7 protein-coding genes are annotated in these 14,489 nt (G+C 39.3%); 3 read left to right on the top strand and 4 right to left on the bottom strand.

Annotated elements, in window-relative coordinates; translation table 11 throughout:
* Positions 1-35: 35 nt before the first annotated feature.
* The 4 genes from L3V41_RS00595 to dinG are packed head-to-tail and all read right to left on the bottom strand — an operon-like array spanning position 36 to position 4,386.
* Positions 36-929, bottom strand: a complete 894-nt coding sequence (locus L3V41_RS00595; RefSeq protein WP_193988970.1) for a histone deacetylase — start codon at positions 927-929, stop codon at positions 36-38.
* A complete protein-coding gene (locus tag L3V41_RS00590) occupies positions 926-1,534 on the bottom strand; it encodes a primosomal replication protein (protein ID WP_193987505.1) in 609 nt (202 codons plus the stop codon). The genes L3V41_RS00595 and L3V41_RS00590 overlap by 4 nt, the downstream gene beginning before the upstream one ends.
* Entirely contained in the window at positions 1,535-2,311 is a 777-nt protein-coding gene (locus L3V41_RS00585) for a TSUP family transporter (RefSeq protein ID WP_062569995.1), read from the bottom strand.
* Positions 2,311-4,386: an ATP-dependent DNA helicase DinG gene (dinG, locus tag L3V41_RS00580; protein ID WP_062569996.1), complete on the bottom strand. Its 2,076-nt coding sequence runs from the start codon at positions 4,384-4,386 to the stop codon at positions 2,311-2,313. Before dinG ends, L3V41_RS00585 begins: the two co-directional genes overlap by 1 nt.
* A gap of 133 nt (positions 4,387-4,519) precedes the next feature.
* On the opposite strand from dinG, the gene L3V41_RS00575 reads away from it, so the two are divergent.
* The 3 genes from L3V41_RS00575 (at position 4,520) to L3V41_RS00565 (ending at position 14,459) form a co-directional block, all read left to right on the top strand.
* Positions 4,520-6,868 carry a DNA polymerase II gene (locus L3V41_RS00575; protein WP_193987504.1) on the top strand — a complete coding sequence of 783 codons (2,349 nt, stop codon included), beginning with the start codon at positions 4,520-4,522 and terminating at the stop codon, positions 6,866-6,868.
* A 245-nt stretch (positions 6,869-7,113) separates the two neighbouring features.
* Entirely contained in the window at positions 7,114-9,960 is a 2,847-nt protein-coding gene (locus L3V41_RS00570; RefSeq protein WP_237127007.1) for a TonB-dependent receptor, read from the top strand.
* A 293-nt stretch (positions 9,961-10,253) separates the two neighbouring features.
* Positions 10,254-14,459 carry a transporter substrate-binding domain-containing protein gene (locus L3V41_RS00565; RefSeq protein WP_237127006.1) on the top strand — a complete coding sequence of 1,402 codons (4,206 nt, stop codon included), beginning with the start codon at positions 10,254-10,256 and terminating at the stop codon, positions 14,457-14,459.
* The last annotated feature ends 30 nt before the right edge of the window (positions 14,460-14,489 follow it).

The raw sequence follows: 14,489 nt of genomic DNA, 5'->3' as shown, positions 1-14,489 counted from the left end.
CCTGATTAATTAGTATTTTTAGTGTATACCAAGCTTTAAAATAAATCGACAGCGGCTTTAAAAAGCTGCTTATGTACATTAACTAAACGTTCGGTGTTACGTTGATAGCCGCCACCTAATGCTGCAAAAATAGGAATGTTATGTGCCTTGGCTTGGCTTAAAACAAAATGGTCGCGTTGATAAACACCCGATAAACTTACCGAAAAATGGCCTAATTCGTCATCACTAAAAATATCTGCACCTGCGTTGTATAAGATAATATCCGGTTGATGCAGTCTAGTTGTAAGCTCAAAGGCTTGTTGCACGGCTTTTAGGTAGTCACTATCTTTCGTTCCATGCTCAAGAGAAAAGTCGTAATTAGAGCATTGCTTTATGCGAGGAAAATTTTGTTCGCAATGAATAGAGCAACTAATAATCTGCTCGTGTTGATTAATAATCTCGGCAGTGCCGTCACCTTGATGTACATCACAATCAAAAATAACTACGGTGTCGGCTTGTTCAGTTTGTATAAGGTGTGCGGCGGCAATCGCTAAGTCATTAAAAATGCAAAAACCACTGCCATGATCACTAAATGCATGGTGATAACCGCCACTTAAGTTAAATGCTGCACCATGCTTTAAAGCATATTCAGCGCCTTGAATTGCTGCTCCCACTGAATATAAGCTACGCTCAACAAGTGATTCAGACCAAGGAAAGCCCATTTTTTTAATGGCTTTAGGTGCAAGCGTACCTGCGAGAAATGCATCTATGTAATGCTGGTCGTGGCACAGGGCTAAGTGTTCTTTATTTGCTTGCTTGGGTGTTATAAAAAAATCGTCATCAATAAAATGACTTAGCTGCTCTTTTAACAATTGGTATTTTTGAATCGGAAAGCGGTGTCGCTCTGGTAAATCAAGTGCAGAGTAGCTAGGGTGGTAGTAGTACATTATTTGAGTTGCTGTTTTTCGACTTGCTGTATTTTATCTTCAGTGGCCGAAATGGCTTTTCGGCACCGGCCAAGCCTTGCATGAAGAGCTAATATTTCTTTGTTTATTTCACTCGCTTGGGTAGTATTAGCAGCATCGAGTTTTAATTTTCTTTCTTCAATCATTAACACCAATCTGCGCTCGAACTCATGATTTTGTTTCAATTCATCATACAGCTCATGCGATGATTGCATAATCTTTTTAACTGCTTGTTTAAAAATATGCTGTTTTGGTTTTGCTTTATAAGTGAATTTATTCTCTTTTGCCCACACAGGCGTTGATTTTATGACATTAAATACTGCCTGCACCTGTTGAGTTATGCGTTCTAGTGCATATTGATAGGCATGACGATGTTCAGCGGGTGGTAAAGTGGCAAGCTCTTCTTCTATCTCGATGACATAATCGGCGAGTTTCATGCTCTTTGTTGAAAAGACCCCTTTATCAAACAAACTTGGTTGCGCTTGCATATAACGGTTTTTAGAAAAAAAGTGACCGTTATCAAATTGTTCAGCTTGATGCTTAAGCCTAGCAATTTGTTCATGTAGTTTGTTTAAAGCAGGTGAGTTCATTTATAGGTAGGCCTCATAAATTAACTTTAAAGCTAAAATAATTACCACAGTATTAAAAACAGGGCGAATCATTTTACTGCCGAATTTTATTGCAGAATGAGCGCCAATCCACGCACCCAACATAAGAAAAAAGCCCATCGTGATACCAAGCAAAAAGTTAACATGGCCCAGTGCGACAAAGGTGATCAACGAGATAAAATTTGAAACAAAGTTCATTGATCGAGCAAGACCGCAGTTTAGCAGCAAGCTCATTTTATAAAGTAAGCTGTTTGACGCGGTCCAAAAAGTCCCCGTGCCTGGCCCTGCTAGGCCATCAAAAAAGCCCAGCCCCAAGCCTTGTATCCATTGTTTAAGTTTTGTTTTTGCATCGAGTTTAGGCAGTTCATTATGCTCGGTTGTGCTTAAACTACCAAATAGGCTGTAGCATGCGACTAAAATAATAACGATAGGGAGCAATTTGTTTAAAAAGTCGATACTTAGGTAATCAACGATTAAGGTACCTAACAGCGCACCAATGGCTGTGGCCATAATGGAAGCGGCCCAAAACCTAGGGTTAAATAGCTTTTTGCGAAAGTAAGTGACACTTGCAGTGAGTGAGCCAAAACTAGCAGCTAACTTATTGGTACCTAGGGTTAGATGGGGAGGAAGGCCTGCGGTCAAAAGTGCAGGTACTGTCAGCATACCGCCACCGCCTGCAATTGCATCAATAAAGCCTGCGGCTAAGGCAACAGCGCAAAGTAGTGCCCATGTGGTTGGATCTAAAGCTAATTCAAACATTAATAATCAATTTGTCTTTTAAAGGGTGGCAAGGTATCAAGCATGGCTTTGCCATACCGCTTGGTCACTAAACGGCGATCAAGTATTGTAATGCGACCTTGATCATTTTCTTTGCGCAGCAGTCTACCACAGCTTTGTACTAATTTCTTCGCTGCATCAGGAACGGTGATCGATAAAAAAGGATTGCCTCCTTTACTTTGTACAAATTCCGCTTGGGCTTCTTCAATTGGTGACGTGGGCACTGCAAATGGGATTTTTGTGATTACTAAGTTTTCAAGGTACTTGCCGGGCAGATCAAGCCCCTCTGAGAGACTTTGTGTGCCAAATAAATAACTAGCGCGACCTAGATCAACATTTGCTTTGTGTTTTTTGAGTAAGGCTTCACGTGACATCTCGCCTTGTACGAGCACATCAATACCTTTACTGCGTAGCACCTTTACAACGTGATCCATCTGCCAATATGAAGCAAACAGGACTAAGTTGGCTCTTTTATCATCTAGGAATTTGGGTAATTGCTCAGCGAGATGATCACTAAACGATTTATCTGTGGGTTCAATATGGCTGCTTGGAATATGCAACGTCGCTTGTTTTGGGTAGTCAAATGGTGAAGGCACTTTGATGTATTTTACGCCTTCTTCTTTTGCAAGCCCGCATTCGTAAGCAAAATGATCAAATGAACCAAGCGCCGTTAATGTGGCTGAACAGAGCACTGCACCTGCACATTGGTTCCATAATTTATCTTTTAGGTAATAACCGACTTCAATAGGACAATCGCTGAGTAAATGATCATGATGGTTCTTATACTCTAGGCGTTTTATCCACCGTGCATGGGGAATACCTTCGCCTTTTGTGGCATAACTAAACCATAATTTGTTCAGTAACTCTAAGCGATTAATATACTGACCGCTTTCAGCTAAGATAGGATCGGCTACGTAAGGTTTTATATCGCCATCACTGACATCTTGTACCAAGGTGTCATGCATTTTGTTAAGCGCGCGTAGAGCATCTAAAGTGGCATCGCTGATATCTTTTGCTTTCGCATGTAAAGAGGCTGGGATTTCACCGTGCTCAAAACGATAGGTATCGTCACTGTTGTAGTTAAAATCTGCATTATCAAGAATATCACGCACCACTTTTAAATTCTTTGCCGCATCATTGATACTGTCACTGAGCTTGAAGTTTTGTCCTATGGCTTTTTGACCCACCAATACATTCGCCATTTTTCCAGCGAATTTAACCAGCTTATCAAGCCAATCTATAGTGCCTTTAATCGTTGCTGCAGCAGATGAAAAATCTCGGGTGATGTGGGCTAAGTGATGCGCTTCATCAATCACATAAATAGTGTCATCAGGCTCAGGGAGAATCTTACCGCCGCCAAGGTCTAAATCAGCGAGCAATAAAGAATGGTTAATGACGAGTACGTCCATTTGCATAAGACGCTGACGTGCCATGTGAAAAGGGCATAATTGATGAGCACGCATCTGCCGTTGGCATGAGTGCTTATCACAAGCAATTAAGTTCCACACTTTATCAGGAATTGTATCAGCCCAGCTATCGCGGTCGCCTTGCCATTGTTTTTTAGAGTAAGCATTATAGAGTTGTTTTAAACACTTGGTTTCCATATCAGATAATGGAGATGACAGTGTCGGCATAAACTCCATTTGTGTCTGGCTATCACCATTGACTGCAGCACTAAGCTTTTGTGCGCAAATATAGCGTTGCCGACCTTTAACCAAGTCAAACTTTATATCCAGCCCTGAGTGTTCCTTAAAAAATGGCAGTTCTTTATTAATGAGCTGTTCTTGAAGGGCGACTGTCGCGGTTGAAATAACCAGCTTTTTCTTTTTTGCCATTGCCAGAGGGATGGCTCCCAAGCAATAGGCAAGTGATTTACCTGTGCCAGTACCCGCTTCTATAACGCAGATACGTTGCGATTTATGGTATTCGCCAGCCAAGGTTTTAGCGATTTCTGCTACTAAATAATTTTGACTGCTACGAGGACGATAATCAGTTAGGTTATCAGCAACATGCTTATGAATTTGCCTAATTGTTTTTTTTAAAGAGTCAGAAAGCATGTCCAGATAACCTAAAGTATGTATATAATTACAGTAATGAATTTTAGAGATTTAACGCGGTAACTACAAGCAACTTGTGGTTAATTTTGTCGCTCAGCGTTTGCTTTACTCTTTTTGGCTAAAAGGTTTTTACATGCAGCTTGCTTCTGGCTTTATTCTTTCTACGCAATGTTTTGATAATGCCAACGGTATATCTATCGTAGTGTGGATCTTGTCAGAGCAAGGGCCTGTTAAACTGATTAGTTCGCCGCAAAAGGCGGTATTTTTTGTTCGAGAGCAGGACCTGAATACTGTCACTCGCCTTTTTAATGAGTACCAAATTCACTGTGAAATTAAACATATATCATTAAAAACATTTCAACAACACCCTGTCGTTGCCTGTCATTTTTCGTCCTTAAAACACTATTATAAAGCAGCAAAACAACTTAAAGCTCACTTTGTGAATGTGTATGAAGACGATATCAGGCCGGTAGACCGCTTTTTGATGGAGCGTTTTATAAAAGGTGCGGTGTGGGCAAAGGGGCGAGTCGTTCAATCTTCACCTTTTCGTGTTTTAACAGATGTTCAGTTTAAACAAAATAATGATTTCACACCCCACTTTAATAGTCTCTCATTAGATATTGAGTGCAGTGGGGACGGTGTCTTATTTTCTGTGGGCTTAGTGGGGGACAAGGTCGATACTGTTTTAATGATAGGTGAGCCGCTTGATACATCAGAGCTTGATTTTAATATTCAATGGTGTGTTGATGAAATAGATTTGCTCACTAAATTATGTGAGAAAATTCAAGTAATTGACCCTGATGTTATTATTGGTTGGAATGTCATAGAGTTTGATTTCAGTGTGCTGTATGAGCGTGCTGAGGCACTAGGTGTTGAACTTCCCCTAGGGCGTAATAATGAAAAAATGCAGTTAAGGGTCGGCAATTTCACGCGTGTCACAGTCCCAGGCAGAGTTGTTATTGATGGTATTGATACGCTCAAAAATGCCACGTATCACTATGATAGTTTTAGCTTAGCTAATGTCGCCAGTATTGAGCTTGGTGAAGAAAAGCTGATTAGTACGGATAACCGGTTAGATGAGATTGTTCGTCAATTTAACGAGGATAAACTTTCTCTTGCAGCGTACAACCGACAAGATTGTATTTTAGTACAGCGTATTTTCAAAAAATTAAAGTTACTCGAATTTGCTGCCGTTCGCAGTCAAATGACCGGTCTTGAACTTGAAAGGATGGGCGGCTCTGTCGCTGCCTTTACCAACCTTTATCTTCCTTTATTACACCGTAGTGGCTATGTGGCACCGAATTTGGGTGATCATGGCTTAAGCTTTGACAGCCCCGGTGGCTATGTTATGAACTCTGAACCAGGGTTATATAAAAATATTGTGGTGCTCGATTATAAAAGTCTTTACCCGTCAATAATGCGTACTTTTTGCATCGACCCTTTAGGTCTAGTCGAGGGGCTAAAGGAACCAGAACTAGCGATTGAAGGGTTTAATCAAGCCCTGTTTTCAAGAACTAAGCACCATTTACCTAAATTAATTCGCCAATTAGCCACAACCCGACAAGTTGCTAAAGATAACAATCAACCGATGCTTTCGCAGGCCATTAAAATCATTATGAATAGTTTATATGGCGTATTAGGCTCTAAAGGTTGCCGATTTTACGATCCGCGTTTATCAAGTTCGATTACCTTACGCGGGCATGAGATCATGCAGACAACAAAGCGATGGATTGAGCAGTGGGGTTACCAAGTTATTTATGGTGATACAGATTCGACATTTGTTAAGTTAGATGATGAACTAAGCCCTGCAAATTGTCATGAAATAGGTATTGAACTTGCTACGAAAATTAATGCGCGATGGCACGCAGAGCTTGAAAAAAATTATAATATAACCAGCTACTTAGAAATTGAATATGAAACTCACTATAGCCCATTTTTTATGCCAACAATACGTGGTAAAGCAACGGGCTCAAAAAAGCGCTATGTAGGTAAGATAGATAAAAATGGCGCCACACACCTAGTGTTCAAAGGAATGGAGACAGTGCGCAGTGATTGGACAGAGTTAGCTCATAAATTTCAAGTTGAGTTGTTTGAAATATTATTTAGCGACTCATACAGTCAAGAATTAATCATACAAACATTTGATAAGTATGTGAAAAAGCTCTATAACGGCGAATTCGATGCGCTGCTTATTTATCGTAAACGTTTAGGTCAACACTTAACTGATTACCAAAAAAATATCCCTCCTCATGTTAAAGCTGCAAAGCAATACCTAGCTGACAACCCTCACCGTGAAATTAAGCGCGGACAAACTATTGAATATGTGTACACCGCACAGGGAGCTGAATTTTATATCGGCACCCATCAATATGATTATTCCATTTATGTAAATAAGCAATTGTTGCCAATAGCTGAAATGATTGTTGGTAATTTAGTTGCAAAATTTGCGTCAATTGAAGATAGGCAAATACAGCTTCTCTAGTTCTTTTTGATGAGTCTCTAGCTGTAAACTCCTCTATTTTAGTGGCTTGTATTGGTTGTTTGTTTTTTGAGCGAAAAGGTGGGGTTGCTACAGCTTAAATTTGTTTTTATTAAATAAATGTAAATAAAGTGCTGGAAATTTATTTTCATTTGTTTATTATTCTCCGGCCAAACCTATTTTTGGTAACAAAAAATAAACATAATTATACTAATTATAACCACTATTGGTGGTCCAGGGAGAATCAAATGTTAAATAATCAAGTTTCAAAAGCGGTGCGCCTTGCGCTTGCTTTTGGCGTTGCTTCTACTTCGACAGGTTTTTCTATGGCTGCAAATGCAGCTGATGACGGTGTTGAAAAAGTTGAGCGCATCCAAGTAACAGGTTCACGTATCAAACGTACAGATCTTGAAACGGTTAGTCCTGTTACTGTAATGACTGCTGAAGAGATTAAGTTGAGCGGTTTCTCTCGTGTTGAGGATGTATTAAACCAATTACCACAAATTGAAGCTGCGCAAAGTTCATTTCTTGCGAATGGCGCAACGGGTACCGCGACCGTTGACCTTCGTGGCCTAGGCTCAAACAGAACATTGGTATTGATCAATGGCCGCCGTATGCAGGCTGGTAGTATTACATCTCAGGTTCCAGATATTAACCAAATTCCAGCATCATTAGTTAAGCGTGTTGACGTACTCACAGGTGGTGCGGCGGCAGTTTATGGTGCTGATGCTGTTGCGGGTGTTGTTAACTTTGTGATGAACGATGAGTTTGATGGTATTTCATTCAATATGGGAGCATCAGGCTATCAACATAATAATGATAATGGGTATATTCAAGGCCTGATGGATGATCAAGGCTATGATTATGAAACGGGCAATACGGGGATCGATGGTAAGTCATATAGCTTAGATTTAACGGTAGGTAGTGGCTTTGACTCTGGTAAAGGCCATGCAGTTGGTTACGTAACTTACAACCGTCAAACAGAGTTGTTGCAGGGCAGCCGCGACTATTCGTCATGTGCTTTAAATGGTGCGGGTAACGTGTGTGGTGGTTCAGCAAATACACCAAACCCACACTTTGATATCTTCCCTGTTGTTGATGGCGAAGTAGACTATAAACAAGAATTTTGGGGCTATCTAAACCCAAATGGTCAGGGTTTTATTGAAGACGATGGTTATCGTTATAACTATGCGCCGGTGAATCACTTCTTACGCCCAAATGAGCGCTTTACATTAGGTAGCTTCATTGATTATGAAATCAATGAGCACTTTAGACCATACCTAGAGTTCTCATTTATGCACAATAGAACAGCTGGTCAAATCGCTGAGTCAGGTACGTTCTTCAACGAAGAGTTTTTAATGGATTATAACAACCCATTATTGTCGGACTTACAAAAACAGCAGTTGCAAGAGCTTTTTGGTCAAACAGGAAGTGACCAATTTGTTGCTTACATCGGTAAACGTAATGTTGAAGGTGGCCCGCGTGCAGATAACCTAGAGCATACTTCATATCGTATCCTAACGGGTATGGAAGGTGAGATTAATGATAACTGGACATATGATGTTAGCTATAACTATTCTGCAACAACATCGAGCTCAGTGTATAAAAATGATTTATTAGCACCAAAAATTGGTCCACGTGTTGGCGCTGTTGGTACATCATGTGAAGAAGCAGATGGTTGTCTTTACTATAATGTATTTGAACTAGATGGCGTAACACCTGAGCAAGCAGCGCAGCTGGCAGGTGTTGGTACGCAAACTGGTTTAGTGACACAAACAATTTATAGTGGTTATGTATCAGGTGAGCTTGATTTGACTCTGCCAAGTGCATCTTTACCTATTGCAGCTGTATTTGGTGTGGAACGCCGTGAGCAAGAATATGAGCGTACATCAGATACGGTTTATGAAGAAGGTCAGTTATTAGGTCAAGGTGGTCCATCACCAAGCTTATATGGCTCGATTGATGTAAATGAAGTGTACGGTGAGCTACAAATCCCAGTGCTAGATGAGTTTAATATTTCAACAGCTGCACGTTGGTCTGATTACTCAACAACAGGTTCAGATACAACTTACTCAATTGGTGGTGATTATACACTAGCCGATGCGTATAAGTTCCGTGCAAGCTTTGCAAAAGCGGTTCGTGCTCCTAATGTTGGTGAGCTATTCTCAGCACAAAGCATCAGCCTTTGGAGTGGTAGTGACGGTTGTGCAAGTGACAGCCCTGCATATGATTCAACGCAGTGTGCTAACACGGGTGTAACTGGTTCACAGTATGGTGCCGTTACTTCATCACCTGCGGGTCAATACAATCAATTTGCTGGTGGTAATCCAAACCTAAAACCGGAAGAAGCTGAAACCATTACGATTGGTTTAGTTGCAAACCCATTTGATAACTTCAACTTCTCTGTTGATTATTTCCAAATTGAAATGGAAAAGGTAGTGGGTGTTGTGGGTGCTGAGCGCATCTTAAATAACTGTGCTACAACCGGTGATGCTTTCTTCTGTGATAATATTCAACGAAGTGCATCAGGTAGCCTATGGTTAGGCCAAGATGGTTATGTTGTAAACTTAAGTGACAACATTGGTGGTCGTACGTGGGAAGGTGTTGATTTAACAGCTGCTTATACAATGGAGCTTAACGAAGCAACATTGAAATTTGATATTAATGGTTACTACAGCATCAAAAAAGAAGTGGAGCCAATCTTAGGTGATGAGTCACTGGCTTATGATTGTTCTGGTAATGTAAGTACGGACTGTTTTGCATCACCAAAATGGCGTCACACTGCGAATGTAAATTATATTGCAGATGATTGGCGAGTAGGCCTTAAATGGCGTTACTACGGCGGCGTAGATTACGAAGGTGATGCAGATACATCACTAATTGAAAATGGTGGTATTGATTCTTACAATTTCATTGACCTTTCAGGTAATTACTCTGTAAATGAGCACGTAACGCTGACAGGTGGTATTAATAACATCTTTGATAAAGAGCCACCTATGGTTGGTAACACTATTTCGTCAAACGCGAATACAGTAGCCGGCTACTATGACACTTTAGGTCGTTTTGTACATATGAGTGTTAACCTTAAGTTCTAATGAACTGTTAATATTTTTCCCTACTAAGGCCAAGACATTATGTTTTGGCCTTTTTCTTTGTTGCATTAATTGTTTGTTTCGAGCTATTTGACAGGTCTACTTGTGTAACTGCTTGGTTAAATCAATTTTTATACAACATCTAGCCAGTTTTGCGTAAAGTTATTGTTACCGTATTGCTTTTTGGCCTCATCGTTAAATGCAATAAGTTAATACACAATAGGTCGTTTTATTGTAGGGGATAACTTATTCTCTTATACTTTAATATGTTGAGTGCTGAGTCAGAAGGTTTTTTGTTGAAAAGCTATAAATTAACTATATCACTAGCGCTTTTATTTTTTTGTACTTTTTTTACGCAAGCCGCACAAGAGGATAAACCAAAGCTCAAAGCGGGTATCGTCAATTACAACTTCTTCCCTTACCACACGCGTACAGAGGAGGGGCAATTCTCAGGAGTCATCGTTGGTTACAGTGATGAAATTGCTCGCCTAACCGATTCAAAGCTAGAGTATCAAGTGTTCGATAGTTTAGATCTTCTCCTCGATGCTCTACAAGCTGGGGAAATAGACTTTACGGTTGGTTTAAATAAAACTGCACAGCGTAAGAAGCATTTCTTATTTTCAGCTCCGTTTATGGAAGCACCTCAGGGTATTGTAGCCAACCAATCTATTGCCAATGATGCGTTAAAAAACTTGGCAAGCTTACGCTGGGTTTGTATAACGGGAAGCTCTCATTGTGAATATTTGGCACAAAATGGTGCGTTATTTATCAATCGTTTTATAAAACCCGAGGATGCCTTTGATAAAGTATCAGACGGTACTTTTGATGCTTTTTTAGGTGATTACTCGGTGCTCTCCCATTATTTAAAAAAGCGCCCACAAAAGAACTTAAAAATAGTCAGCCCAATTTGGCTTGCCAGTGAAACACTACATGTCATGTTTAACCAGCAGAAGGTCGTATTGAGAAACCAAGTTAATTCTTTACTTGCTTCTATCTCACCGACAACCAAACAGCTCTGGGAAAACTCGGCAAGTGAAGAATATTTAGCATCAAAAGCCTATAGTCAGTTTAAGCGAGACTTTAATCGAATAGGGGGGGATGAAGAAACAAACCTATTACTGACATTTTCGTTTGTAGATGATTTATTTCCAGTCAATTCGACGAATAATAATGGTGAGGCAACGGGTTATCTAAACGATACTATGATGTTACTGGCGCAGCGAAGTGGTATTCAATTTAAATATATTCCTGCAGCCAATAGTGATGAATTGGCAAAGTTGTTTCTTGCTAATAAAATTGATCTTATTCCGACCATGACACCTGATAAGCTTGATCATGGTACTCTAATTGCGCTTCCTTCACATTATAGTTTCGAGATGATCTTGATTTCTAAACAAAGAAACAATGGTTCTCGTATTGGTTATCTTGACGTATTTGCAGATCCTAAACAGAAATTAATCACAAATAAACCTATCGAAACTGTCTCGTTTAGCTCAGTCAAAACACTTTTCTATGCCCTAAGAAACGATACCATTGATGGGGTGATGTTACCGCAAAGTATAGCGGCCTATCAGCTTAACCAATTTTATATTGGTGAGTTTTATATAAACCCCCGATATCAATACACACAGCCTATTTATTTTTTAATCAATCAAAATCTGCCTGATTTTGCTACATTGCTTGATAGCTTATTTAAAACATTAACAAGTAATGATTTCACTCATATTGTAAATCGGCATGGGATTTTTAGTATTGAGAGAGGTTATGATAGGCAAACGGTTAATACGACAGCTATTTTAGTTTTAATATTGATTTTTGTCTCTATTGTGTACTTCATTGGTTGGCGCTACACCATCAATCGCGAAATAGTCAAGCGACAAAAAGCAGAGCAAGTCGCGTTGGAGAAGTTAAATTTCACCCAAAAGTTAATTGATGATTTACCTACAATGGTGGTGATACAAGATAAAGATCAAAAACGCCTAATGTGGAATAAGGCTTACCGCGAGAACTTTGCGCATTTATGGGATGAGCAAAAGCAATTCTTGCGCGATGATTTACCTGTTGTTAAAGACTTGATTGCACAAAACAAATATAGTTTAGACTCAGGAAAAGCCATCAATCAGCAAATTAAATATACCAACCGACAAGGAAAGCAACTTGATTTGCTGTATACAAAGAAACCTTATTTCGGAACTGATGAGCAATTAGCTGGAATTTTGACAGTGATAACGGATGTAACACAGCACCACAATTTACAGCGAGAGACACAATCTGTGCAGCGTTTGTTGCAAACGATAACAGATACGATTCCAGGTGGTGTATTTCAGTATGAGTATTATGATAATGGAGAGGGCTGCTATACCTATATAAGTAAAGGCGCACAAAGTTTACTCGGGGTTACCTCCCGTACAGTCAATCAGCGTGGTATGACTGGTTGTATTTCACCGTATATTGATGATGTTGATCGTATCAAAATAGCCAAAGCATTTAAGTCAGCCAGTAAGTTAAATAAAATAATCGACATAGAATTTCGGGTAAATAATTTAGGTCAACAAATCTGGTGTCGTTATATTGCCAACGCTGAGAGTATGACTACTTCGACAAATGAAGGGATTCGTTGGAATGGAATTTTACTCGATATTAGCTTATTAAAAAGACAGCAAGCCGATTTAAGTAAAGCAAATCAATTAGCGCATCAGGCTGAGCTCGCAAAAAGCCGCTTTATAGCCACAATGAGTCATGAATTACGTACGCCAATATCAGGGGTTAATGGCTTTATTGAACTACTAAAGTCATCTACTTTAACAGATGAACAATTCTATTTATTAGAGCACATCGATAGCTCTATTTCTAAGCTACTAAGCTTAGTGAATGATATCTTGTATTTTGCTAACACTAATTCAGGCAACATTGAATTAAATTATCAAGATGTAGATCTTGAGTCGCACCTGTGTCGTGTTTTTCGTGCTCATGAATACTTAGCAAAAGAAAAAGGTTTAGACTTTACGCTTTCTTGGCGAACAGCGGCGTATACATCTGCACAGGTTGATGTAACTCACTTGATGCAAGTGCTTTCAAATGTTCTTAATAACGCCGTCAAATTTACTGAAACAGGCAGTATTAATTGCGACGTATTATTCGATAAACATAAATTAAAAATTGAGGTGTCGGATACGGGCACAGGAATGACTGCACAGCAACTTGCAGATATTTATACCCCTTTCGAGCAAGCTGATGGCTCCACACAGAGGCGTTATGGCGGGGCAGGGCTTGGACTTACATTGGCTAAACAATTAATTGAAGCAATGAAAGGGGAAATTACGATTTCCAGCACCTTCTCGAAAGGGACAAATGTTTATATTTCGGTTCCATTAACGAATGTATTCAAAGATAAAAGCCCATTACCATCTCTATATTGGTCAGTATATAGTAATAACCGTCAATTACTTGATAACTTATCGACTATGGGCATTAACTATAATCAATTATCTTGGCCGATAGATAAAAATACATTCACCAATATAGAGAACATCCTCATTAATGAACAATATATGCAGCAGTTATGGGGGGATGATTGGCAGCAGGCTATACCTCACTCAAGTAATCGTTATATTATTGTCGCTCTATCTGGTGAGGGAAAACCACACCTAAAATGCTGTTGTCATACCTTAGGGGTTAACCCCATATACCCAGATCTATTACGTGAACTGTTCAATAATGTTCATGCCAACACTCAATTTATTTCCTCAAAAGGCACGGATAGTTTGCATGGCAAGATTCTGATAGCTGAGGATAATAAAACTAATCAATTACTATTAGAAAAACAGTGCCAGAAGTTAGGTATTAAAGCTGTGATGGTTGAAGATGGTATTGCAGCATTAAATACTCTGCGTAATGGTCATTTTGATTTGTTATTGACCGATTGTCATATGCCACACCTAGATGGCTTTAAACTAACTCAGCAGCTTCGTGGCATGCCTGAGTTTAAATCCTTACCAATTATAGGGTTTACTGCTGATGACTCCCAAGAGTGTCTTGATAAAGCAATGAAAGTAGGGATGAATTGTGTGTTATTTAAGCCATACAAACTTAACGAGTTATATAACAGGCTAGTAGAGTTTATTGATCTACAAAAAGACAAAAACCAGGTACAAGAAACGAATATAGAGTCATCGTTAACAGGAATAAAAAGCAAACAGCATTGGTTAAATGTTTTTGGAAATGAGGCAGATGCAAAAATGTTGGCAGATGTATTTGTAAATAGCCTGCAAATCGATTTAAGTACGTTAAACGAACAACTCGAAAATAGTGAATATAGTAAGATTTCTTCAACTATTCATAAGCTTAAAGGAGCTATCGTGATGCTTCAGTATCCAGCACTCTCTGAGCTTATAGTGAATACAGAGCAAGAATTTAGCAAAAACCAAGACCCAGAAATTGTTCGAATGCTTATTGTACAGTTGAATGATATCGTGGATAAAATAAAAGGTTGGTCTGAATAAAATAAATAAAGTTAGGGTATATAATAGATT

The organism is Pseudoalteromonas sp. L21 (assembly GCF_021728035.1).
GTDB lineage: Bacteria > Pseudomonadota > Gammaproteobacteria > Enterobacterales > Alteromonadaceae > Pseudoalteromonas > Pseudoalteromonas arabiensis.
This window is presented reverse-complemented; position numbering and strand designations above follow the sequence as displayed.